This is a genomic window from Edwardsiella piscicida (assembly GCF_001896205.1).
Taxonomy (GTDB): Bacteria; Pseudomonadota; Gammaproteobacteria; order Enterobacterales; family Enterobacteriaceae; genus Edwardsiella; species Edwardsiella piscicida.
Genome location: NZ_MPNU01000001.1, coordinates 3,091,808 through 3,115,119, shown reverse-complemented (window position 1 = coordinate 3,115,119; position 23,312 = coordinate 3,091,808). Strand labels below are relative to the sequence as shown.

Sequence of the window (23,312 nt, the reverse complement as noted above, 5' to 3'; positions counted from 1 at the left end):
ATATATCGTGTTCACGCGTAGGCTTTGTAAAGTCGGGCGCATAAATATTTACGCTTCCTTGACTTTATTGCGGTGAACTTCATTTCAGTTTACTACTCTTAGTAAACATAATATCACCGTCACGGTGATAGCGGCGCCGTCTGGCGCAACGCCGTTCAGCGCCGCTGAATGAATCCGTTTTATCGTTGCTATTACGAGAGAAAATCGTGCTATGAAAAAAACCACTTTAGTATTGAGTGCCGTTGCATTGAGTCTGGGTATGGCGTTGAGTCCGATGTCGGCCAGCGCGGCAGAGACCTCTTCCGCCACCACAGCCCAGGCGCTGCCGAGCCTGGCACCAATGCTGGAGAAAGTGATGCCGTCCGTGGTCAGCATCAACGTCGAGGGCAGCGCGACCGTCAATAACAGCCGCGTGCCGCCGCAGTTCCAGCAGTTTTTTGGCGAAGACTCCCCGCTGTGCCAGCCGGGTTCGCCGTTCGGCGGTTCGCCGATGTGCCAGGGCGGCGGCAATGCGCCGTCCAAAGAGCGCTTTAAGGCGCTGGGCTCCGGGGTCATTATCGACGCGGGTAAAGGCTATGTCGTGACCAACAACCACGTGGTGGCCAACGCCGACAGCATTAAAGTGCAGCTGAGCGACGGTCGCCGCTTCGACGCCAAGGTGATCGGCACCGATCCGCGTACCGATATCGCGCTGATCCAGCTGAAGGATGCCAAGAACCTGACCGCCATTAAAATGGCGGACTCTGACAATTTGCGCGTGGGCGACTATGCGGTGGCGATCGGCAACCCCTACGGGCTGGGTGAGACCGTCACCTCCGGGATCGTTTCCGCGCTGGGCCGCAGCGGCCTGAACGTGGAAAACTACGAAAACTTTATTCAGACTGACGCGGCGATTAACCGCGGTAACTCCGGCGGTGCGCTGGTGAACCTGAACGGCGATCTCATCGGGATCAACACCGCCATTCTGGCGCCGGACGGCGGCAACATCGGCATCGGCTTCGCCATTCCGAGCAACATGGTGAAAAACTTGACCGGTCAGATGGTGGAGTACGGCCAGGTGAAACGCGGTGAGCTGGGGATCATGGGGACCGAGCTGAACTCCGAGCTGGCGAAGGCGATGAAGATCGACGCCCAGCGCGGCGCCTTTATCAGCCAGGTGCTGCCGAAGTCAGCCGCCGCGAAGGCCGGGCTGAAAGCCGGTGATGTCATCGTCTCCCTGAACGGGAAGAACATCTCCAGCTTCGCCTCCTTCCGCGCTGAAATCGGCACCATGCCGGTCGGCAGCAAGCTGGCGCTGGGGATCATCCGCGACGGTAAGCCGATGAACGTGGAGGTAACCCTGGAGCAGAGCGCGCAGAGCCAGGTGGCCTCTGACAACATCTTCAGCGGTATCGAAGGGGCCGAGCTGAGCAATGCCGCCGGTGGCAAGGGCGTGAAGGTGGACAACGTGAAGAAAGGCTCCACCGCCGCGCGTATCGGTCTGCAGAAGGGCGACGTGATCCTGGGCGTGAACCAGCAGGCGATCGCTAACATCGGTGAGCTGCGTAAAATTCTGGATGCCAAGCCGCCGGTGCTGGCGCTGAACATCCAGCGTGGCGACAACACCCTGTATCTGCTGATGCAGTAATCCCTCCGCGCGTCGCCTGGATATCGGGTGACGCCCCCGGAAAGACGAATACCCCGTGAGCGTATTGCCCACGGGGTATTTTTTTATCCGCATCTCACCGCGGTGGCGCGTACGGGTTAGGCCGCGTCGGCGCAGCTCAGCGCCTGACCGTGGGCGATATGCAGGATCGGGCCGCCCATCGTGCGCGCCTCCTGGGCGCTGTGGGTTACCAGCAGCGCGGTCTGCCCGGCGGCGGCGAGGATCGCCCGCACCTCTTGGCCTAAACGTTCGCGGGTGCCTTCATCCAGGCTGGAGAAGGGCTCATCCAGCAGCAGGATATCCGGCTGGGGGGCCAGGGCTCGCGCCAGGGCGACGCGCTGCTGCTGGCCGCCGGAGAGGGCGTGCGGGTAGCGTTCGCCGATCCCCGACAGCTCGATCAGCTGCAGCAGATCGGCGACGCGCGCCCGCTGGACGGCGCGCGGCTGGCGGCGCAGACCAAAGGCGATGTTCTGCGCCACGGTCAGGTGAGGGAACAGCGCATAGTCCTGAAACACCATGCCGACGCGGCGCAGCTCCGGCGCCAGATGCTGCTGCGGCGATGCTACGCAGCGCCCGGCGATGCGGATGCTGCCGCGGTCGAGGCGTTCAAACCCGGCGATCGCGCGCAGCACGGTGGTCTTACCGCTGCCGGAGGCGCCGAGCAGGCAGGCCAGCGTCCCCTGACGCAGGGACAGGGAGAAACCGTTCAGCACCGGCTGGGCGCTGGCGCCCGCGCCATAGCTGACGTGCAGATTATCCAGGCATAAGGCCATTTCGTTCATCGCGACTCTCCCGCGTGTTTTAACTGGTTGCGAACCAACAGCGTCATGGGCAGGGTACCGGCCAGTACGATCAGCAGCGCCGCGATGGCGCCATCTTCATAGGTGCCGCGTGCGGCCTCGGCGTACAGCAGGGTCGCCAGCGTCTCCACGTTGACCGGGCGCAGCAGCAGGGTAATGGGCAGCTCTTTCATGACGTCGGCGAAGACCAGCAGCGCGCTGCCGATCAGCGCCGGACGCAGCAGCGGCAGGTGTACGCGCCAAAAGGTCGCCCCCTCACGCTCACCCAGCGAACGGGCCGCCTGCTCTAGCGATGGGGCGATACGCGCCAGCCCGGCGTCCAGCGCGCCGAGGGTAATGGTCTGAAAGCGCAGGGTGCAGCACAGGATCAGCAGCAGGCCGCAGGAGAACAGCGGCAGACCGCGTATCTCCAGCGCCGTCGCCAGCCAAGCATCGGCGCGCAGCGCCGGCGGCATAAAGCCAATGGCCAGAATGGTGCCCGGTACGGCATAGCCCAGCGAGGCGAGGCGCAGGGTGATCCGGCGCAGCGGCGGCGTGGGCGGCGCCAGCGCCCGAATGCGGGCATACCAGCTGAGCGCCAGGCTGATCGCCACCGCCAGCAGCGTGACCCCCAGCGACAGCAGCAGGGTATTGCGCAGCGCCGCCAGCAGCTCGGCGGAGAGCAGGGTCTGGCTGTCCAGTCGCTTCAGGCTCTGCCAGATCAGGTGCAGCAGCGGAATGATAAAGCCGAGCAGCAGCGGCAGCGCCGTCGCGGCGCTGAGCAGCCAGGCGCGCAGGCCGCGCAGAGGCTGCGGTTGCAGGGTACGCAGACCGCGCCCCGCGTAGCGTTGGCGCCGGCGTCCGTATAGCTCCAGCGTCAGCAGCAGGAAGATAAATCCCAGCATCATGCAGGCGATCTGGGCGGCGGCGGCGATGTCTGAGCGGGTGATCCAGGTGGTATAGACGGCGACGGTCAGGGTCTGCACCCCCAGGAACTCCGAGGCGCCGAGATCGTTCAGGGTCTCCAGCAGCGCTAGGCTGATACCGACCGCCAGCGCCGGTCTGGCCATGGGCAGCACAACGCGCAGAAAGGTGCCGCGCCCGTTTTCGCCGAGGGTGCGTGCCGCCTCGAGCAGGTGTGCGGGCTGGCTGATGAACATCGCCCGCATCGTCAGATAGATATAGGGGTAGAGCACCAGGCTAAACAGCACGATAGCCCCGGCGACGCCGCGAATATCCGGCAGGCGGAACTGGCGCGGGCTGTCATAGCCGAGCAGCAGGCGCAGCGCACTCTGTAGCGGGCCAATCGGGTGCAGCAGATCCAGCCAAGAGAAGGCGACGATGTAGGTTGGCATCGCCAGTGGCAGCAGCAGTCCCCAGCTCAGCAGACGCCGCCCGGGGAACTGAAAGGCGCTCACCGCCCAGGCGCAGCCGACGCCGATGGCGCCGGCCAGCAGCGCCACCCCGACCAGCAGCAGCAGGGTATTCAGCGCGGCCTGCGGTAGGACATAGCGCCACAGATCGCGCCAGTGCTGAACCCCGCCGTCGGCGGCTAGCCACAGCAGCGAGAGCAGCGGGGTAATTGCCAGCAGGGCGACGGCCATCGCGCCCAGCGCCAGCGGCGTCGGGTGCGGCAGGGCGCCGCGTATCCGGCGGCTCATCGGGGGGAATCGCTTACTGATCGAAGCCAACTTTATCCACCAGCAGGCTGGCCTGTTTACGGTGTTTGACGATCTCGGTCAGCGGCAGCGGATCCGGGGTAATGGTGCCAATGGCGTCGGCGATGGTTGGATCCAGCGCTACGCCCTGGCGTACCGGGTATTCATAGTTGGCGCGTGCATAGCGCTGCTGGGCCTCAGGGGAGACCAGATACTCCATCAGCTGTACCGCGGCCTGACGGTTGGGCGCATGGCGGGCCACGGCGGCGCCGCTGATGTTGACGTGGGTGCCGCCGCTGGCGAAGGTCGGTCTGATCACCTCGATCGCCTCGCCCCACTGGCGGGCATCACTGCCCGGCTTGGCGTTTTTCAGGTGTCCGACATAGTAGGAGTTGGCGATACCGATATCGCAGATGCCGCCCAGAATATCGCGCGCCACGTCGCGATCGCCGCCGGTCGGCTTACGCGCCAGATTGGCCTTCAGCGCGCGCAGCCACTGCTCGGTCTTGGCTTCGCCCTGATGGGCGATCATCGCCGCCACCAGCGCGGTGTTGTAGGGGTGCTGGCCTGAGCGCATGCAGATGCGGTTGTGCCACTCCGGCTTGGCCAGATCCTGATACTGCAGCGTGCGCGTGCGGTCGGGTAGATCCTTGGCGATGTAGAGTACGCGGGCGCGCATCGATAGCGCGAACCACTGGTTGTCGGCGCCGCGCAGGTTGGCGGGGATGGCCTGGGTCAGCGTCGCGGAGTCGACGGGCTGGGTGACGCCCGCCTCGACCAGATCCAGCAGGTTACCGGCGTCGACGGTCATCAGCAGATCGGCCGGTGAGTTGGCGCCTTCGGCCTTCAGTCGCTCCAGCATCCCGTCTTTGATATAGACGGTGTTGACCTGCACACCGCTCTGCTGTGTCCATCCCTCCAGCAGCGGTTTGATCAGCCCCGGTTCCCGGGTGGTGTACAGCGTCAGGGCGCCGTCGTCGGCGGCGGCGGGCAGAGCGCTAAGGCCAAACAGCAGGCCAGCGGCACCGAGCCGCAGCCAGGCGGTAACGGCGGTGGATAAGCTACGCATCATCGATTTTTCTCCTGGTCAGCGGGCCTGCGCACGACGTCCGGCGCCGCCCTGGGGGATGAAATAGTAAATGATAATTACTTTTAATTTCAATTTAATTCTGTTTATCGTTATGGGAGGCCTCTGGGCGGGGTGACGGCGGGGAAAAAACGGTGAAAAAAAAACCGCCCGGGATGGGCGGTTGAGCGCGTGCGCGGCGCGAGGGATCAGTGGGCGCCGCCGCTGTCGCCTGCGCTGGAGAAGGGGGGCTTGGCGAACCAAATCAGTATCAGCAGCACCAGGAAGACGCCGGCCGAGGCCCAGAAGATCTCGTTTGCCGAGATGATCAGGCCCTGGGCGGTGATGTCCTGGGCTATCAGGGCGGAGGCCTGGTGGCTGCTCAGCCCCAGCTTTTCCATCTCGCCATAGGCCTGCTGGGCGATGGGGTTATACGGGGTGATCGACTCGGCCAGGTGGGTATGGTGCAGCGCTTCGCGCCGCGTCCACAGCGTGGTGGTGATCGAGACCCCGATCGAGCCGGCCAGGGTACGGCAGAAGTTGCTCAGGCTGGAGGCCGCGGCGATACGCTCCGGCGGCAGACCGGACAGGCTGATGGTGGTCAGCGGCATAAAGAAGCAGGCCACGGCAAACCCTTGGACAAACTGCGGCCAGGCCGAGGCGCCAAAGTCCATACCCGGTTCAAAGCTGTAGGCACGCCAATAGAAGCAGACGGCATACATGATGAAGCTGAAGGTGACCAGTCGTCGCATGTCGAGTCGGGCGCCGAAGCGGCCGATGATCGGGGAGAGCAGCACCGGAATTAACCCTACCGGCGCCGAGGCCAGTCCGGCCCAGGTGGCGGTATAGCCATACACTTCCTGCAGCAGCTGTGGCAGCAGTACGATGGCGCCAAAGTAGAGCATATAGGCCAGGCTGATGCACAGGACGCCGATGGTAAAGTTGCGGATCTTAAACAGCGAAAGGTCCACCACCGGGTGATCGTCCGTCAGCTCCCAGATCAGCAGGAAGATCAGCGACACGACGGCGACCACCGTCAGCAGGATGATCTCCGACGAGTTAAACCAGTCCAGCTCCTTGCCTTTGTCCAGCATCACCTGCAGGCAGCCGACCCCCAGCGCCAGCAGGATCAGGCCGACGGTATCGATAGGCTTATGCTCGATGCGCGTCTCTCGCCTTTTCAGGGTCGACATACTCACCAGCACCACGCCGATCCCCAGCGGCACGTTGATAAAGAAGATCCAGCCCCAGTGGTAGTTATCGCTGATATAGCCGCCGAGTATTGGCCCACAGATCGGGGCGACGATCACCGTCATCGACCAGAGGGCCAGCGCCATATTGCGTTTGGCGGGGGGATAGTTCCCGAGCAGCAGGCTCTGGGAGAGCGGGATCAGCGGCCCGGCGACCAGCCCCTGCAGCACGCGGAACAGGATCAGCATCTCCAGGCTTTGGGAGATCCCGCACAGCCAAGAGGTCAGGGCGAAGAGCCCGGTTGACCACAGAAACAGCCGCACCTCGCCAAAGCGCTTGGCCAGCCATCCGGTGATGGGGATCGAGATGGCGTTGGCCACCCCAAACGAGGTGATCACCCAGGTTCCTTGGGAGTTGGAGGCGCCCAGGTTCCCGGAGATCGTCGGGATGGCCACGTTGGCGATCGTGGAGTCCAGCACCTGCATGAAGGTGGCCATCGACAGCGCGATGGTCATCCAGGCAAGCTTGGCTCCCTCAAGCGGTTTTTGTTGCACAGTCACCTCGGCGCAGATTAAGCGGCATTGGCCTGGATGATCCCGGCGATCTCGCGATTCACCGGCGCCAGATCCAGCGTCAGCACATTGCTCTGGTAGGCCGGCGTCTTACGTACCTGCTGGGCCAGCACCTCGCCGCGGGTATTGGCGGTGTCGACGGTGACCAGCGTGGAGAGCCCGATGCGCAGCGGATGCTGCGCCAGCTGCTGAGGATCCAGCTCAATGCGTACCGGCAGGCGCTGCACGACCTTGATCCAGTTGCCGGTGGCGTTCTGCGCCGGCAGCAGAGAGAAGGCGCTGCCGGTGCCCATATCCAAACCGGCCACTTTCCCTTTAAACACCACGTCGTCGCCGTACATATCGCTGACGACGGTAGCCGGCTGGCCGATACGCATATTGGCCAGCTGAGTCTCTTTAAAGTTGGCGTCTATCCACATCTGGCTGGCCGGAACAATGGCCATCAGCGGCGTGTTGGGGCTGATTTGAGCGCCAACCTGTACGCTGCGCTGGGAGACATAGCCGGTCACCGGGCTGCGGATCTGGGTGCGCTCCAGCGCCAGCCAGGCGTCGCGCACCTGGGCGGCGGCCTGCAGTACCGCCGGCTGTTTTTCCAGCGGGGTATTCAGGATCAGCGCCTGATTAGCGTTGTACTGCTGGATAGCGACGTCCAGCGCGGCGCGGGCGCTCTCCATGGCGTCCTGCGCATGCTGCAGCTCTTCGCGGCCAATGGCGCCGGAGCGGCTCAGCGCCAGACGACGCTGGTAGTCGCTGCTGGCCTTGCTCAGCGCCACCTGATTCATGGCGATGTTGGCCTGATACTGTTTGGCGTTGACCATCAGCTGGTGGGTTTGGCGTACGCTGTTGGCCAGCGCGGTTTTCGCCCGCTCATAGGCCTGCTGGGCATCGGTTTTATCCAGCGTGACCAAGATGTCGCCCGCCTTCACCAGATCGGTGCCCTCAAAGTTCACCCGGGTCACGCTGCCGGAGACCTGAGCATTGATCTGTACCAGGTTGCCGGTGACATAGGCATCGTCGGTCTCCTGGTGGTGACGCAGAACGATAAACCAATAGACCAGGTAGGCAGCGGCGATCAGGATGAACACGCCGGTCATCCCTAGCATCCAGGTTTTACGCTGTTTCTTTTTATTGGGTGCAGGCTGCTGGGTTGCCTGTGTCGCCAGGTTTTCACTCATGGTGTTTCTCCGCATTTCCTCTTGGAACCATAGTCATATGATGGGTATTGCATGTCGTCTTTTCCCCCGCAGCCGCACGCTGGCAATCACCGTCGCCGTGCCGCCGGCGTTGGGCAGCATAGGAGAGTGGGCGGAGGAATGAAAAGAGATATCGTCTTAGCCGCGCATTGAAACAGACACTGATACACATCGTCTGGTGGATACGTGCGCTGTACGGTCAGAGAAAGAGCGGTTGTACGTTCTGGATGGCGGGTCAGACCGCGCGTCGTTTGGCGCTGCCCTGGGGCTGGCGATACAAACGCGCGATCTTCTACGTAACGGTAAGCATAATTTCAGGTGAATGGCTTACTGTGGCAATCCGGACTGTTCCATCTCTTCAATGCGCGATAACAGCTTACGTGTCAACACTTCCAGCTGCTGCTGCTCCTCCTGAGTCAGCGTTGACCATAAGAAGTGTAGACACTTATGCTGTGGCGGAATAATCTCGGCCAGAAATGCCTTGCCAGCCTCCGTCAGGTGCAGATGCAGGCAGCGGCGATCGTTGTCACTTTCGCGGCGCTCGATCCAGCCGCGCTTCTCCAGCTCATCGGCGATACGGGTCGCGTTGGTACGCGATGATCCCAGCGCCGCGCTCAGCTCGGAGGGTTGAATACTATAGTCTTCCTGCGCATCCAGCGTAATCAGCGCCATGAACAGCGTTTCATTAATCCCTTGTTCTTTCAGCATCTTGTTGCGATTTTCCAGCAACTTATTCTGCATATGCATGCACAGGCGGGTCAGCAGGATCTCCTGATAGGGAAAATCCAGCTGCCGCTTAGCGCGCTGCTTTAGCATCTCTTCGATTTGAGCGATAGAACGTGGCATTGGATCATGACCTCATTAGTTTCATTGGGTATAGTAACTTTGGTTATCAGTCTTGTAAACGATGTTTCTGAGAAAAAAGTTAAGCCGCGTGCTAATAAATTTAATGACGAAATCATAACGGAATTAATGAATTTTTTTAATGCTCTCTTACGCAAAGGCGCACGGAGATTGCCGTGGGCGCGGGAGCGCTGCGGATACCACAGCGCAGCCAGGCGACGGTCGTCTGCCGAGCGGAGTGGGAGGTGTGCGAGTGAGCTATACATTTTTTCACTGTTATTGAGTTAGGCCAGTAACTCTTTATTTTTATAAAAAATGTCCTTACTGAGGGCGCCGGGGGCGATCGACCGGCACAGGCATCCGCCGTGGACGCCTGGGTACTGCACCGTCGTCATGGCCATGACAACGGTGTCGGTTCAGGGAGCCATGCCAACGGGAAGCGGGTGCGCCGCAGTATGACGCGACTGCCCCGTCCGAGGGAGAAAACGCACGGATTGAACCATATCGTTAATTAGTTAGTGTGAAAATGGAAAGTTCATGCTTTTAATATGCAACAGATTGCATGTCAGATTTGTGACATGTGCCGCAAGAAACGTTAACGGCCCTTATTATAGTCAACGGAAATGGTCAAGGATGTAGACATTATCACCATTTTCTTCTGCTTCTTGGACCTGCGGTGCAAAAAATTGCTGATAGTGCAGGCGGAATGCCAACATTTCATCTGTATCTGGCTCCAGATCGCGTAAAAAATCGAGCGCCAGACGCACCTGATGCGGGTTGATATCGGCGTTAAAACCGGCTTTGCGCAGCAGTGAGCGCCAGTACCGCAGGTTGTCGTCGTCACCGTTAACGATAAAGGTTTGATAGATGAGTAACACAATCGCGCCATTATTGAGGTGCGACTCACCGCCGCACTGCAGATAGCGAACAAACGCCTCCCCCTGCGTCTTCCCCATTTGGCTGAGCAGCGACTCGACGTGCACGGGCTCGATATTCAGGCGCTGGGTCAGGCGCTGACAGGCGCGTCGGGTGGGGGTATTGAGTACGCGGAAGCCGGCGATAAACACCAGTGCCAGCGTGGCGAGCATTAACCAAATCATGCCGGTCTCCGGGAGTGACAGTCGCTCCATCATACGGATAAAGGCGCGGTTCAGCCAGCGCAGGGGGGAGTCGGGGCACGCAGCGCCCTACGAAAGCGCTACGCAGAAAAACGGCGCCGCAGAGGGCGCCGTGACAGCGACAATAAACGATCTTAGGCGCGGCGGCAGGCTTCAAACAGGAACCAGACGCGGCGTTCAGTTTCGTCGATCCAGTTTTCGATCAGGCTGGCGCTGGAGATGTCGTGATACTCATCGCAGACCGCATGGGCGGCGCGCAGCTCAGCGGCGACCTGTTTGTTGTCTTCACACAGCTCAGCCAGCATGTCGATGGGATCGACGTACTCGGCATCGTTGTCTTTAATCCGCTGCATCCGGGAGATTTCGCCGATGGAGTGCAGGGTATTGCCGCCAACTTTACGTACGCGTTCAGCAATATCATCGGTCATGGCAAACAGCTGTGCGCTTTGCTCGTCCAGCAGCAGATGGTAGTCGCGGAAATGCGGGCCACTCATATGCCAGTGGAAATTCTTGGTTTTCAGGTAAAGGGCAAAAATGTCGGCCAGCAGTGCATTCATTGCTGCGCTGATTGCTTTGGTTGCCTCATGGCCCAGATCGGTTGGCGTGGCCAGGGGAAGACGTTGGCGTGCTTGGACGTCGCTTTTTTTAACCGTGCTCATCTTGATCTCCTTAGAATTAGATAATCAAAGCAGCAGTAGTGCTCAGTACCCAAGCAGTATAGATCATTCAACGTCAGTGTGGATTTATTTGTAATACAAAGAGTTTCAAGTAGATGCGGCCAGTAATCGTTACACGGATGTACGAGGCGCCCGCCTACGCTGACCAATGGCGACAAAATTCTAGCCATAGATTCAGGGTGGGGGAGATATACTTGCTGCGCTGCAGGCACAGGGAGAAACGGCGGCTAAAGCGCAGTTCGCAGGGGAGGATACAGAACTGTCCGGCGTACAGCGGCTGCTCCAGCATGCGGCGGGAAATAAAGGTAATGCCCAGATTGTTTTTGACGCAGGCGAGGATCGCGTCAAAGGCATCCAGCGACAGCACCACCTGCGGATTGTCCAGGCGGGGTGCCAGCTGGTGGTCAAAGAAGGCCCGGCTGGCTGACCCCGCCTCGCGCAGTAGCCAGCGCTCCCGGCTGAGCTGCGCATAGCTCAGCGGGCCCCGTCCGGCCAGCGGGTGTTCAAGGCTTGCGACCACCACCATCTCATCCTCCAGCCACGGCTGGCAGATTAGCGCCGGGTCGGTGACCGGTCCCTCCAGCAGCGCCACATCCAGCTCAAATCCGGCCACCATGCCGGCAATGCCCTGGGTATTGGCGATGATCGGCAGGGGGAGCCAGCCGTAGCGCAGCTGGAATGCGCTGAGCAGCTCCGGCAGTAGATAGCTGCCGATGGTCTTGGTGCAGCCGACCATCAGCCGGGTATCGCCGTTGCCGTTGTTGAACAGGCTCTCCACCCCCTGCATCCGGGTCAGCAGCTCGTCGGCCACCGGCAATAGGCGCTGTCCCTCATGGTTCAGCAGTAGGCGGGCGTGCTGACGCTCAAACAGTCGCACTCCAAGCTGGTTTTCCAGTTCGCTTAGGGTTTGCGACAGGGCTCCCTTGGTCATAAACAGCTGTGATGCCGCCTGGGTCAGGGTGCCGCTGCGGGCAATGGCGACAAAGACGCGCAGCTGTTTGAAGGTGATATTCATTGTTTAGTTTTCCTAAACCAATGGTAAGAAATTTATTGATTTTTTAAATAATATCCTGTGGCTATAGTATGCGCCATAGAAACAATGAAAAACGTAGAGGTGTTCAGGTGTTAAGATTAATTCATCGCAAGGTTCGCAGCATGCCGACGCCGGCGGCTGGATTGGCTCTGGGTATTGCCAGCATTGGCTGGGGGCTGGAAAATGCGCTGCCGCTGCACGGGATCGGACAGAATATCGGCGCGCTGATCGCCGCCGCGATCCTGCTGGCGTTGACCGTTCGCTTTATTTTTCACCCCGACACCCTGATGCAGGATATTAAGCATCCGGTGGTGGGCAGTATCGTGCCGACCTTCGCCATGGCGACGATGGTGGTATCCGTGGCCGTAGGCCACTATTTTCCCCGCGTAGGGCAGGGGCTGTGGCTGGCTGCGGTCGCGGTACACCTGATTGCGCTGGCGCTGTTTTTCTTCCACCGCGCCCGTGAGCCGCGTATGCACCATATGGTGCCGAGCTGGTTCGTGCCGCCGGTCGGTATCATCGTTGCCGATGTTTGCTGTCCTGGCGCCGCCTTTATTCCGTTCGCACAGATTCTGCTGGTGATCGGGATGGTCAGCTACCTGATCATGCTGCCGCTGATGATTTACCGCTTCATGTTCTGCAATGAGGTGCCGGATGCCGCGAAGCCGACGATCGCCATCATGGCTGCTCCGGCAAGCCTCTCTCTGGCTGGCTATCTGACCGTGGTTCAGAATCCGTCATTGCTGCTTTGCGCCATTCTGCTGGGGATCGCCCTGCTGATGACGGTCGTGATTTACTGCTCCTTCTTCCGTCTGCTGCAGCTGCCGTTCAGCCCGGGTTATGCGGCCTTTACCTTCCCGATGGCCATCGGTGCCACCGCGCTGTACAAGATGTCCCATCTGGTTGCTCAGTATCCGGGAGCAGCGGACTACGCGGCGCAGCTTCACCTGATGGCGACGGTAGAGGTCGCGGTGGCCACGGTGATCATCGCCTATGTCGCGCTGCGCTATGCCCACAACTACTGGCTGCCGGGTCTGCGTCTGGCGGGCAAGAACGATACAACGTTTAACAACGTGGCGTAAGGTGAGGGATATCGCATGAAGAGCAACTGCATTAACGTCGTCCCCTTAATGGCTATCGTCCTCTTTATCAGCTGTACAGCTTGGGCTCTGTTTCTTTAAAACTGTGATGACTCTGTAAGTGTTCTGTCATATTCCCCGGCCTATTGCGCCGGGGTTTTTTTTATCTCCCTCCCGTCCACTGCGCCGCCCCGGCTGTTCTATAGTAATAAAGCGATATCCCCCGATGTTCTGAAGGAGAGAGGCCGTGAACGACAGCGATCCGCAGCTGGCGCGTTACTACCCCGAGCTGGTATCCCTTACCACGCTGCCGCATGACGCGGGCGATGAGGTGTACCACCATATCCTGGGGCTGGGGCTGAAGATCCTTAACATGCAGGTCGGGGTGATCAGCCGGGTGAACCATCGGATCGCCAGCGTCGTCTTTCAGTATCCCGCGCTCGCGGGGCTGCAGGCGGGACACCACCTCGCGCTCGCAGCGGACTTCAGCGCCAGCGTGGTGGCCCAGGGAGCGCTGGTGGTACAGACCACGGTTTCCGATGCGCAGCGTCAGCGCCTGCCGCCGCCCTACCGCGCGCTGCCCGTCGCCAGCTATATCGGGATTCCGCTGACGGTGGGCGGTGAGTTTTATGGCCTGCTGGAGCTGCTGTCGCGCAATGGGCGTAACCGCCCCTTCAGCAGCGGACAGATTGCCTGCGTGCGCTTTATGGCCAGCAGCATCGGCCATATGCTGTATCAGTCGACGCTGCTCCAGCGTAACGCGCAGCTGCTGCGGGAAAACCAGCGCATCAATGAGATCATCGATAAGGCGTTTAAATACGCGGCGATTGGGATGGCGCTGACCTCACCGGAGGGCTACTACCGACGAGCCAACCGTACCTTTTGTAAGATGCTGGGATACAGCGAGGCGGAGATGCTGAATACCAGCTTTCAGTCGATAACTCATCCCGACGATCTGGCGCTGGATCTGCAATACCTGCAGGATCTGGCGCAGCGTCGCATTGAGTTTTACTCGGTGGAGAAGCGCTACCTGAAGCGAGATGGCGCCTACCTGTGGGTACGTTTGAGCGTATCGGCCATTTTTGAGCAGGATGCGGTGCTGCTTTATATTTCACAGATCCAGGATATTGGCGCAGATAAAGTCGTGCTGCAGGCGCTGGCCGCCCAGCGTGAGCAGCTGGAGCAGCTGAATCAGGCGCTGACCCTGCAGGCCAGCATCGACTATCTGACCGGGATCCGTAACCGGCGCAGCTTTGTTCAGCATTTTGCGCCGCTGCTGCAGCATGCCAGGTCGCTGGTAGCGCTAGCGCTGTTCGATCTGGACTACTTTAAGCATTACAACGATACCTATGGTCATCAGGCTGGAGATGAAGCGCTGATCTACTTTTCCAATGAAATGCGTCGTCATTTTAAGGAGCCGGATAGTCTGATCGGCCGCTTCGGCGGCGAGGAGTTTATTGCGCTGTGCAGCGCTGACGGTCAGTGCAATATTTTAGAACGGCTGGATAAGCTGCGTGAGTCTCTGGATTACGGTAGCGATGAGGCCTTACCGGGCCATCTCACGGTCAGCATCGGCTGCGTGCTGGTGCCGCGGGAGTGCGTAACCCCCCAGTCATTCGATGCGCTGGTGCGCTATGCCGATGAAATGCTGTATCAGGCCAAAAATACCGGACGTAATCGGCTGAAGTACCGCGAGCTAGCGTCGCTTAAAATATAGAGCGCGGCGATATAGGGCGTGTATTACCTCAGTGCCGATGTGGCTATATATGGCGATGTGGATAGCGAATGGCCCGTCTTGCTGTATCCGATTATCTGTATAGACCCGTCGGCGCGTTTTGACGCGGGATGATTATTTTGCCGTTCTGCGTTGCTCCAGCTTTCGTCTTTATCTCCGGCTCGCGGCCCCGGCTGGCCTGAGCGTCGCCGCGGGGGGCATGGCGTATTTTGGGCGACCGAACGGTCATCGCGTGAAGATACGCGACTGATCTGCGTTCGTTAATCGTCGGCTATGGATAATGTTTATTATCCCTGATTTATCGCGTCAGCGCTGTTTTACCGCGTGGAGGGGGAGGGCGCCGGGATACGCAGCGATGGCGCTCCGGCGCGGTGTTATGGGATTTACGGATTAGCGTGCATCGAGCGACGGCGGCGCGGGGATCCAGATAGCTTCTAACGGGCAGGGTTCACCTATCTGCAGCTTGGCGTCGCGGCCATCGGGGGCGCCCTGCCGGTCTATCAGGTAAAACGCTTCAAAGAAATAGTGCTTGCCGCCGTGGGTTGCACAGCGAAAGCGAACGTTATCGGGGAACCAGGCGCGCAGGGTGTCGAGAGAGACGGACTGCCCCATATGCTTTTTGAATTCATCGTCATATTTCACCGCCGATTTCAGCTGCGTAAAGCGAGTAAAATATCCCCGCTGATCGCTGCCGAGGCAGGTACCGTGCTTACTCCATTCGTGCTTCATCAGCCCTTCGGGCTGGGCGCTGACGATTTTTCGAAACGCCGTATCTTTCAGCAGGGCGTCGATCACGCCCGGTAACAGCGCGCAGCTGCTGCCCGCGGGGCAGCCGGGTGACTGGATACAGTTGGAGGGATGGCGGTTGGCGCTCTGCTCGGTAGAGAGAAAGTAGGGCCAGATCCCATGGGTATAAAAGTCGGCGCGATAGGCTTTACACCCCGGAGCAGCCGGATTCAGCAGACAAAACGTAGGCTGCCAGGTGACGGCGTAAACCAGGTAGTCGTAGGCGCCGCTGGGCAGGCCGGGCAGATCCTGCTCATCTTTATCCAGGGCATACAGGGGGCCGGAAACGCAAAGCAGGAGCAGTAACAGAAAATATTTAATTCGTAGCACGGTCGTCTCTCTCAGTCAGGTTGCCGTATAGCTTATTTCGGGTTCAGAGAAGCTCGGGTCATCACGCGATCGTATCCTCCGCGCATCGATGAATATCGAGGTACAGACTAACACTAAAAATAAAACCCAGTCTCAACGGAGGGGGCAAGAATTGGGATGAATTTGGCGTATTGTGTAAAAATGAAAAGTTGCTGCGGCAATACTAAAGTGCCGCGCACCTATGAATAAACCACCTAGCGCATCGCTACCTAAAAATAAGTATATCGGGATGGCGCCATCGCCGTGATTCTGGTCGCATTCAGATGTTATCTTACTGTTTTAATGTGATTGTCAACGAGAGCTAAACGGTGTCCTAGCGCTGATTTGATTTTTCTTGAATGCCTATCGTATTTTGGCTGATAGTAACGATCCTAATAAAAAATGGATCGTTCCTGATAATGCAAATATCAACTCATACCTTGCCTAACGGTATTGCGCTGACCTGGTATCACCCCGCAGAGATTAGCGCTTCTCCGGCGATTATTTTATGTCATGGATTTTGTGGTATTCAGCAGGCGCTATTACCTGCCTTTGCGGAAGCCTTCGCGCAGGCGGGATTCTCTGCGTTGACCTTTGATTATCGCGGATTTGGCGCCAGCGCGGGAGAGCGCGGTCGCCTGGTTCCCGCTATGCAGACGGCGGATATTACCAGCGTGATTGATTGGGCTGCGGCCCAGCCGGCTATCGATGCCGAGCGCATTGGCCTGTGGGGTACCTCATTTGGCGGCTGCCATGTCTTTGCCGCTGCCGCTGGCGACGCCCGGGTGAGGTGTATTGTGAGTCAGCTGGCCTTTGCCGACGGCGAGGCCATGGTCACCGGACAGATGACGGAAGAGGAGAAGAACGCCTTTATTGCCTCGCTGCTGCGGATGGAGGAGAAAAAGAACGCCAGCGGTAAAGAGATGATGGTGGCCGTTACGCGGGTGCTGAGTGACGAGGAGTCCAAGGCCTTCTTTGCCGACTATCGGCTGCGTTATCCCGCGATGGATATCAAAATCCCTTTTCTGACGGTGCTGGAAACCGTTCGCTATCAGCCGGCGCGCTTTGCGGCGCAGGTACAGTGTCCCACGCTGGTGGTGGTGGCGGAACAGGATACGGTCAATCCTCCGCAGCAGGGGATCGCTCTGTTTGCCGCCGCGGGTGCCGCGACCAAGCGGCTGTATGTCGAGGAGGGAGCGCACCACTACGATATGTATGACGGCGAGCACTTCTGCCGCTCTCTCGCCGAGCAGTTGGCGTGGTTTAACGCGCACCTGTAATCGGTCCCGCGCCTTATCGCCGTGTCCGGCGGTAAGGCGTTCGCATCGCTGACATTATCGACACGCCTACCTCTGGCCATATTATTGGCAACCTCTTTCCACCTCGCCTTTTTATTATCGCCGCAGACTGACTTTGCTTTTTAAAATAATATTCCATATTTTTATAAATATATTTGAATTGTGATATTTACAGAAACAATTAGAAATGAGTTTCTAGGGTTTCTTGCTGCAAGATAGCCTATTGATGAAATTTTTTTGCTGAGTTTTAAGTGGAATAAGAAAATTATTCTCTTTGCAAAGTGTGATGCAATGCACTAAAAATTGCCTTTTGATAATTGATATCATTATTAATCCAATGGAAATCAATCAATTAACATTGTTGTAATTTATTTTTTTCCTATTTTTAAAAATAGAGTGTTTTTTCTTTTTGTCGCCAATAAGACGAGTGATTATAGAAAGTTATTTCCTGCGGATTCCCATAGAGTATTTATCAGAGCATTTGTTTTTTAATCTTGAGGAAAATAACAATGACTACGCCAATTACCGCGACACCGTTATTCGTGCAATGGCTGAAAAAAGAGGTCGCGCCGGCGCTGGGCTGCACTGAGCCGGTCGCCATCGCCTATGCGGCGGCCTATGCCCAGCGATGCCTAGGGGAGCCGGTTGAGACCATTAGCGGCGCCATCTCTGAAAATCTGTATAAAAATGCCATGGGGGTAACCATCCCCGGCACCGCCTGCTGCGGCGTTAATCTGGCGGCGGCCATCGGCGCCCTCGGGGGGGATGCCAGCCGCGGCCTGGAAACCTTAAAAGGGATCGGCGATGCGTGCGTTGAACAGGCAAAAACGATGGTTGCCTGCGGTAGAGTGAATATCGGCGCTGCCGATACCGAGGACTTTATCCATCTGGATCTGACCCTGCGCAGTCAGCACAGCGAATGCCGTATCGTGGTGAACGGCAGCCATACTAACGTGACTGAACTGTACCTGAACGGTGAGGCCGTCGCCGTGGCGCAACCGCGTGGTCAGGAGGATGCGGCGGGTGAGCTTCCGCCGTTTACGCTGCGCGAGGCTTTTGATTATGTGAATCAGGCGCCGTTTGATGAGCTGGCGTTTATCCTGCAGGCCGCCGAGATTAACGGCACCCTATCGACGGTCGGTAAGGCTCAGCCCTATGGCCTGAATATTAACCAGACCCTCTCCGCCGCCATTGATGAGGGGATGATGAGCGATTCGCTGATGACCCGGGTGCTGATCGACACGGTGGCCGCCTCTGATGCCCGCATGGGCGGCGCGCCGGTTCCAGCCATGTCTAACTTTGGCTCAGGTAATCAAGGGATTGCCGCAACGCTGCCGGTCGTTGCGGTGGCTCGTCACCTCAAGGTTAACGATGACCAGCTGGCCCGTGCGCTAGCACTCTCCCATCTGGTGGCGATCTCGATCCATGCGCGCTATACCCGCCTGTCCGCGATGTGCGCCGCCTCGACGGCCGCCATGGGCTCGGCCGCCGGCATGGCCTGGCTGTTTACCCACAGCTTCCAGGCGATCGGCCAGGCGATTACCAACATGATCAGCGACGTCAGCGGCATCATCTGCGACGGCGCCTCCAACAGCTGCGCGATGAAAGTCTCCACGACCACCATGAGCGCCTTTAAATCGGTGCTGATGGCGCGCCAAAACCACTGCGCCGGTGAAAATGACGGTATCGTGGCCCATGACGTGGAAGACTCGATTCAGAATCTGTGCCGTCTGGTGATCAAACCGATGCGCTTCACCGATAAAGAAATTATTAGCATCATGACTCAAAAATAATTGAAAGATTAGCGCCGCAGGATGGAGGCTAATATGAAAAGAAAACAAGCAATACTCAGCGGAATGAAGATGATTTTTCCGCTGTGCGTCGGGGACTTTCCCTTCTCATTTATCGTCGGTGCGCTGAGCGTCGGAGCGGGCATGAGCATATGGCAGAGCACCGCCTGGTCCTGCATTGTTATCGCCGGATCGGCGCAGATGCTGGCGCTGAATATGATAAAAACTGGCGCCTCGATAGGGGTTGTCGTATTAACTACGCTGATCATTAACCTGCGCCATGTACTGTATAGCGCATCGATGTCGGATAAAATGCGCCACTACGCACTCTGGAAAAAATGCCTGATGGCATATGGACTGACGGACGAGGTGTATGCGGTCACGGTTAAACCGATGCAGGAAAATAAGCATGAGAAAGTCTATTTCTATATGTCCGCGATGCTGACCTTCTGGTTTATTTGGGTGGTGGCCGACTTTCTCGGCGCATTGCTGGGGGCGGCGTTTCCTAACATTGAAAAATACGGGCTGGATTTCGCGATGATCGCCGCCTTTATCGCCATCGTGATCCCGCAGGTGAAAAGCCGCGCCTGTATCATTGCCGCGGTGGTGGCCAGCGTCTCCGGCGTGCTGCTGGTGATCCTACCTTATTCCCTGGGGATCGTCGTGGCCTCGGTGCTGGGCGTTGCCGCCGGTCTGGCGGTCGATCTGGCGGATGAAAGAGAGAAGGCCCTGCGTGAAACCGAAGAGTCGCATAAGATATTTAACGAACTTAATACGATGCGCGAGGTGAGCGTCAATGACTAATGCTTTTTTTGCCATGCTTACGCTCGGCATGGCGGCGGTCACCTTTGCGATCCGCTTCTCCCTGATCGGGCTGGGCAGCCGCATCAACATGTCGCCCCGGGTAAAAAAGACGCTGCGCTTTGTGCCGGTCACCGTACTGCCGGCCATCATTGCGATCCAGATCCTCAGCGTTGACTCCCACATGGAGTTTGATCTGCGCAACCCGAAGGTGATCGCAGCGGTGATCTGTACTCTGGTCAGCCTGCGCTTTGGTCTGATCTGGGTGGTTATCAGCGGCGTGGTCTCGCTGATCCTGCTGAACCAGTTTGTCTTTGTGTAATCCCCGCCCGCGCTGAAAGCGCATTTAGGAGTCATTATGTCTAACGTTATCAACACACCGCACGCCCCGGCCGCCATTGGCCCCTATGTTCAGGGCATCGATTTGGGCAACATGGTGCTGACCTCCGGCCAGCTTCCGCTGGATCCCGTCAGCGGCACCATGCCGCAGGGCGTCGCGGAGCAGACCCGCCAGTCGCTGGAGAATGTCAAGGCTATCGTCGACGCCGCCGGGCTCAGCGTGGCCTCCATCGTGAAAACGACGGTATTTGTTAAGGATCTCAATGCGTTCACCGCCGTCAACGCCGCCTATGAAGCGTTCTTTAGCGCGCACGGAGCCCCGTTCCCGGCGCGCTCCTGCGTTGAGGTCGCTCGTCTGCCGAAGGATGCCCTGATCGAGATCGAGGCCATCGCCGTGCGGCGCTAATCTGCTGGAGATCAACTCGCGGGGTATATCTCCGTGTCGCTAAAACGCCACCTGTCGGTGGCGTTGTCTATGGACACCCAGAAGCTGTCCCGTTAGTACTGCCGATGGCGGTCGCCTTACGCCAACAGCCCTTGGATCGTATCGGCGCAGCGGCTGGCCTCAAAGGGGATGATCTCGGTAGCGACCAGCCCATGCTGCTGAAACGGATCGCGCTGCAGTCTGGCCTGCAGGGCCTCCAGCGTGTCGCTGCGCGCCAGGATCACTCCGCCGCTGCGCGGAATACGCCGCCCAGAGGTCAGGAAAACCCCCTCGTCATAGCCCTGATTAAGCCACTCAATATGCGCCGCCATCTGCGCATCGATTTCAGACAGGGGTTTACTATAGGTCAACACCACAACGTAAATGACGCTCATCGGATTATCCCGTTTAACAAAGAGTGCGTATCGCTCGGCCCGCGACGGTGTGTGTGTCTACCGCCACGGCCGCGCCTATCCGGCGATGCTGCGCCGTAAGCGAAAACGTTATCATGTCATGGTGCGGGGAGCGAACGTGGATTGTGTTTTCCGAGACAGTATGGCTTTAGAGACGAGCGGCGCGGTTATATGGGGTACTTACAGAAAGCACAAGTAGACCAATATGAGATCCGTTTAAACGATGAGCCGGTACTGTACAAAATAGGGTTATCGCCCAGCCCGCTCCCCCATATGGACTATGAGCTCGCCGCAACACCGGCACAGAGCATGCGTTTTTACGAAGAAATGCAGCAGCGTAAAGCCCAGCTTCAGGCGCGGGGGCTGATCGCATGATGCATTGTCCTTTTTGCGGTAAATCCGCCCATACCCGCAGCAGCCGATACTTATCGGATAACGTCAAGCAACGCTATCACCAGTGCACCAATGTTCACTGCTCGGCGACGTTCCGCACACTGGAATCCATCGATGAAATTATCCATCAACCAGCCAAGCCGGTAACAGCAGAACGGCCAGCGCCACAGGCGGAGCCGCGCCGGGTATCCGGTTGCTATCGCTCTCCCTTTTCACATTAACCGAGAACACCAACATGACGACAACCCCATTACAAAAAGCGGCAATGGCGTGCCAAGCGGCCAAAACACGTTGGCAGGATAGCCGTCAGGCATGGACCAAGGCGACGCTAGAGATAGCTAGCCTACAGGCCGATAGCAGCGGCAAGTCTGGCGATCGCCTGGCCTATCTGCGTGAATTGATCGCCGTGAAACAGTGGGAGATGAATCAACACGCCGATCGATACCTACATGCTCATGATGAACTGTTGCGTGTCAGTGTGCGTACGGAGCTGCGCAGCTTCATGCAACGTCACGGCACCGAGCTGCTCAGTGCGCTGGCACCGGAGTTAATGGGGCTGAATCATCAGCCGGAACTGTTACGCACACGGGCCGCCGATCGGGCACTGGAATACCTGCGGGAAGCGCTGGCCGTCAGTATGACCATCAGCCCGGCCATTGAGTACGCCGAGGCCAGTCGGGATATTTTAAACAGTGCGGGACTACGGCCAGAAACAGCGGCCCGGCAGGATGCCATCAGCCGCACGACGCCTGCCGAAAACCTGAAATTTATGCACCGAAAAATTGCACTGGAACAGCAGCGCCCGGCATAAAAAAATCGCCATAAATCCCCGCATTTTTCTCTAAAAAGCCATGCATGCATAGCGTGCATGGTTTTGCATGCGCCTTACGATATTTTCTAGCCCTCGTCGCGCCAGTCCTGGCGCGCTCTGCGCCCTCTCATGCACCTGCATTAAAAGCGCCCCATGAAGCGGGCAGGCGAGGCGGGGATAGCATTGCGCGCCAGCGGGAAAGTGTTTATTTAATTTCGCGACCTGTGAGCGTCGCAGAGATGTAAGGGGGCGCGGATGTGCAAACGATGTTTGGGGGGGAGGTGAGCCTCTGACGCGGTCAGGTCGGGCGAGGATAGAATGGTATGTCAGTAATTTTTGATTCGTTATTGAGTATTTGATTGATACATGCAAAATGTACGAATGGTTGGAGGCTTGTAATCGGATAAACTTGCGGCAGACAAAAACATAAAAAGTGAAGTATATAATGTGAATGATTGTCGTTGACAAATATTACATTTGAAAGGTATGAGCATGGGAATGGAAGAGAAGTTATTTGCATCAAATGGGCGAACTAAAGAGGAAGATGTTTCATTTTGTCGAAACATGAGTTATGAGCAAGTTGATAATAGAGTTTTCATAAGAGGAGTCGCAAAAGGGAAAAAATTTGAACACGTAAATTTTAATTATTGTATTTTTGATGTTTGTTATTTTAGGAATTGTGTTTTTTCATACTGTGAATTCGTTGGCTGTCGATTTACAGGCACTTCATTTAATGGTTCGAAATTTATTTGTTGTGACTTAAGATATGCAGTTTTTGAACGAACTCAAGTTGATATAAATTCGTTGACTGAAAGTGCTCCAAATGAGGAAAATTTGAGGGCGAAGTTTTTCAGAAACCTTCGTGTTAACTATCAACAGCAGGGGGATACTGAGTCGGTAAATTTTGCTATTAGACAAGAATTAATAGCAACTAGGAGTCATTTATCAAAGGCATGGCGTTCTGAAGAAGACTACTATAGAAACAAATACCAATCTTTGAGTCGCGTTGGAAAGTTTTTTGAATGGTTGTTATTTGTTATTTTAGATTGGATATGGGGAAATGGAGAAAGCTTAAAGAGACTACTCTTAACAGTTTTTATTATCTTTGCGTGTATATTGTGTTACCTGACCTTAAATGTATCAGGGGATGTGACCCTGAAAGTATTTGGTGAAAAAGCGAAAGAAACTCCGTTGATTTTTTTCGGCATACAAAAAATCACAGGTGATAATGATGGTATTTCAGCCTTGATATATTTTATTAGATTGGTTGTTTTTGGATTGTTCATGTCATTATTAGTAAAAAAAATTAGCAGGAGGTAA

Annotated in this window: 23 protein-coding genes; 12 read left to right on the top strand and 11 right to left on the bottom strand. The window is 57.5% G+C overall.

All coding sequences use genetic code 11. The annotated features are described in order from the left end of the window. Positions 1 to 211: 211 nt before the first annotated feature. Positions 212 to 1,627, top strand: coding sequence for a serine endoprotease DegP (gene degP / locus BRD58_RS14400; protein ID WP_034165522.1), 1,416 nt, complete (start codon positions 212 to 214; stop codon positions 1,625 to 1,627). A gap of 116 nt (positions 1,628 to 1,743) precedes the next feature. Here the strand turns inward: degP and BRD58_RS14395 are convergent, their stop codons facing one another. From BRD58_RS14395 to BRD58_RS14355, 9 genes are all read right to left on the bottom strand, one after another. Next, positions 1,744 to 2,427 (bottom strand): ABC transporter ATP-binding protein, encoded by a 684-nt coding sequence (locus BRD58_RS14395; RefSeq protein ID WP_015462191.1) that lies wholly within the window; start codon positions 2,425 to 2,427, stop codon positions 1,744 to 1,746. Continuing rightward, a complete protein-coding gene (locus tag BRD58_RS14390; RefSeq protein ID WP_012849594.1) occupies positions 2,424 to 4,085 on the bottom strand; it encodes an ABC transporter permease in 1,662 nt (553 codons plus the stop codon). Before BRD58_RS14390 ends, BRD58_RS14395 begins: the two co-directional genes overlap by 4 nt. Positions 4,086 to 4,098: 13 nt before the next feature. Next, a complete protein-coding gene (locus tag BRD58_RS14385; RefSeq protein ID WP_078057755.1) occupies positions 4,099 to 5,154 on the bottom strand; it encodes an extracellular solute-binding protein in 1,056 nt (351 codons plus the stop codon). Positions 5,155 to 5,357: 203 nt separating this feature from the next. After that, the gene (gene emrB / locus BRD58_RS14380; RefSeq protein WP_073383957.1) at positions 5,358 to 6,893 is read right to left on the bottom strand and encodes a multidrug efflux MFS transporter permease subunit EmrB; all 1,536 of its coding nucleotides are present in this window, start codon (positions 6,891 to 6,893) and stop codon (positions 5,358 to 5,360) included. Positions 6,894 to 6,910: 17 nt separating this feature from the next. Next, complete coding sequence (gene emrA / locus BRD58_RS14375; RefSeq protein WP_012849591.1) at positions 6,911 to 8,086, bottom strand: multidrug efflux MFS transporter periplasmic adaptor subunit EmrA; 1,176 nt, start codon at positions 8,084 to 8,086, stop codon at positions 6,911 to 6,913. Positions 8,087 to 8,431: 345 nt separating this feature from the next. After that, complete coding sequence (gene mprA, locus BRD58_RS14370; RefSeq protein WP_012849590.1) at positions 8,432 to 8,950, bottom strand: transcriptional repressor MprA; 519 nt, start codon at positions 8,948 to 8,950, stop codon at positions 8,432 to 8,434. Positions 8,951 to 9,561: 611 nt separating this feature from the next. Continuing rightward, positions 9,562 to 10,047, bottom strand: coding sequence for a DUF1198 family protein (locus BRD58_RS14365; RefSeq protein WP_012849588.1), 486 nt, complete (start codon positions 10,045 to 10,047; stop codon positions 9,562 to 9,564). A 152-nt stretch (positions 10,048 to 10,199) separates the two neighbouring features. Continuing rightward, positions 10,200 to 10,724, bottom strand: coding sequence for a Dps family protein (locus BRD58_RS14360; RefSeq protein ID WP_012849587.1), 525 nt, complete (start codon positions 10,722 to 10,724; stop codon positions 10,200 to 10,202). A 154-nt stretch (positions 10,725 to 10,878) separates the two neighbouring features. Next, complete coding sequence (locus BRD58_RS14355; protein ID WP_015462188.1) at positions 10,879 to 11,757, bottom strand: LysR substrate-binding domain-containing protein; 879 nt, start codon at positions 11,755 to 11,757, stop codon at positions 10,879 to 10,881. Between the two features lie 107 nt (positions 11,758 to 11,864). Between BRD58_RS14355 and BRD58_RS14350 the strand changes: the two genes are divergently transcribed. Beyond that, positions 11,865 to 12,857 carry a TDT family transporter gene (locus tag BRD58_RS14350; RefSeq protein WP_012849585.1) on the top strand — a complete coding sequence of 331 codons (993 nt, stop codon included), beginning with the start codon at positions 11,865 to 11,867 and terminating at the stop codon, positions 12,855 to 12,857. A 244-nt stretch (positions 12,858 to 13,101) separates the two neighbouring features. Next, positions 13,102 to 14,571, top strand: a complete 1,470-nt coding sequence (locus BRD58_RS14345; RefSeq protein ID WP_012849584.1) for a sensor domain-containing diguanylate cyclase — start codon at positions 13,102 to 13,104, stop codon at positions 14,569 to 14,571. 408 nt (positions 14,572 to 14,979) lie between these two features. Here BRD58_RS14345 and BRD58_RS14340 read toward each other — a convergent pair whose 3' ends face one another. Then, entirely contained in the window at positions 14,980 to 15,705 is a 726-nt protein-coding gene (locus BRD58_RS14340) for a ribonuclease T2 family protein (protein WP_069579224.1), read from the bottom strand. Positions 15,706 to 16,142: 437 nt separating this feature from the next. On the opposite strand from BRD58_RS14340, the gene uilS reads away from it, so the two are divergent. The 5 genes from uilS (at position 16,143) to BRD58_RS14315 (ending at position 20,357) form a co-directional block, all read left to right on the top strand. Further along, a complete protein-coding gene (gene uilS / locus BRD58_RS14335) occupies positions 16,143 to 17,003 on the top strand; it encodes a UilS family quorum-quenching N-acyl-homoserine lactonase (protein WP_015462185.1) in 861 nt (286 codons plus the stop codon). Between the two features lie 527 nt (positions 17,004 to 17,530). After that, entirely contained in the window at positions 17,531 to 18,814 is a 1,284-nt protein-coding gene (locus BRD58_RS14330) for an L-cysteine desulfidase family protein (RefSeq protein ID WP_069579222.1), read from the top strand. 33 nt (positions 18,815 to 18,847) lie between these two features. Next, complete coding sequence (locus BRD58_RS14325; protein WP_069579220.1) at positions 18,848 to 19,615, top strand: AzlC family ABC transporter permease; 768 nt, start codon at positions 18,848 to 18,850, stop codon at positions 19,613 to 19,615. Further along, entirely contained in the window at positions 19,608 to 19,934 is a 327-nt protein-coding gene (locus tag BRD58_RS14320) for an AzlD domain-containing protein (protein WP_012849578.1), read from the top strand. The genes BRD58_RS14325 and BRD58_RS14320 overlap by 8 nt, the downstream gene beginning before the upstream one ends. A gap of 36 nt (positions 19,935 to 19,970) precedes the next feature. After that, on the top strand, positions 19,971 to 20,357 hold the full coding sequence (locus tag BRD58_RS14315) for a RidA family protein (protein WP_015462182.1): 387 nt from the start codon (positions 19,971 to 19,973) through the stop codon (positions 20,355 to 20,357). Between the two features lie 116 nt (positions 20,358 to 20,473). On the opposite strand, the gene BRD58_RS14310 is transcribed toward BRD58_RS14315, so the two are convergent. Then, complete coding sequence (locus BRD58_RS14310) at positions 20,474 to 20,770, bottom strand: YciI family protein (protein WP_012849576.1); 297 nt, start codon at positions 20,768 to 20,770, stop codon at positions 20,474 to 20,476. A gap of 189 nt (positions 20,771 to 20,959) precedes the next feature. Between BRD58_RS14310 and BRD58_RS14305 the strand changes: the two genes are divergently transcribed. From BRD58_RS14305 to BRD58_RS14285, 4 genes are all read left to right on the top strand, one after another. Next, positions 20,960 to 21,163, top strand: coding sequence for a hypothetical protein (locus BRD58_RS14305; protein WP_069579218.1), 204 nt, complete (start codon positions 20,960 to 20,962; stop codon positions 21,161 to 21,163). Beyond that, entirely contained in the window at positions 21,160 to 21,402 is a 243-nt protein-coding gene (locus BRD58_RS14300; protein ID WP_071881907.1) for an ogr/Delta-like zinc finger family protein, read from the top strand. The genes BRD58_RS14305 and BRD58_RS14300 overlap by 4 nt, the downstream gene beginning before the upstream one ends. A gap of 14 nt (positions 21,403 to 21,416) precedes the next feature. Continuing rightward, complete coding sequence (locus BRD58_RS14295) at positions 21,417 to 21,992, top strand: phage polarity suppression protein (RefSeq protein ID WP_073383447.1); 576 nt, start codon at positions 21,417 to 21,419, stop codon at positions 21,990 to 21,992. Between the two features lie 492 nt (positions 21,993 to 22,484). Beyond that, the gene (locus BRD58_RS14285; protein WP_158024516.1) at positions 22,485 to 23,312 is read left to right on the top strand and encodes a pentapeptide repeat-containing protein; all 828 of its coding nucleotides are present in this window, start codon (positions 22,485 to 22,487) and stop codon (positions 23,310 to 23,312) included.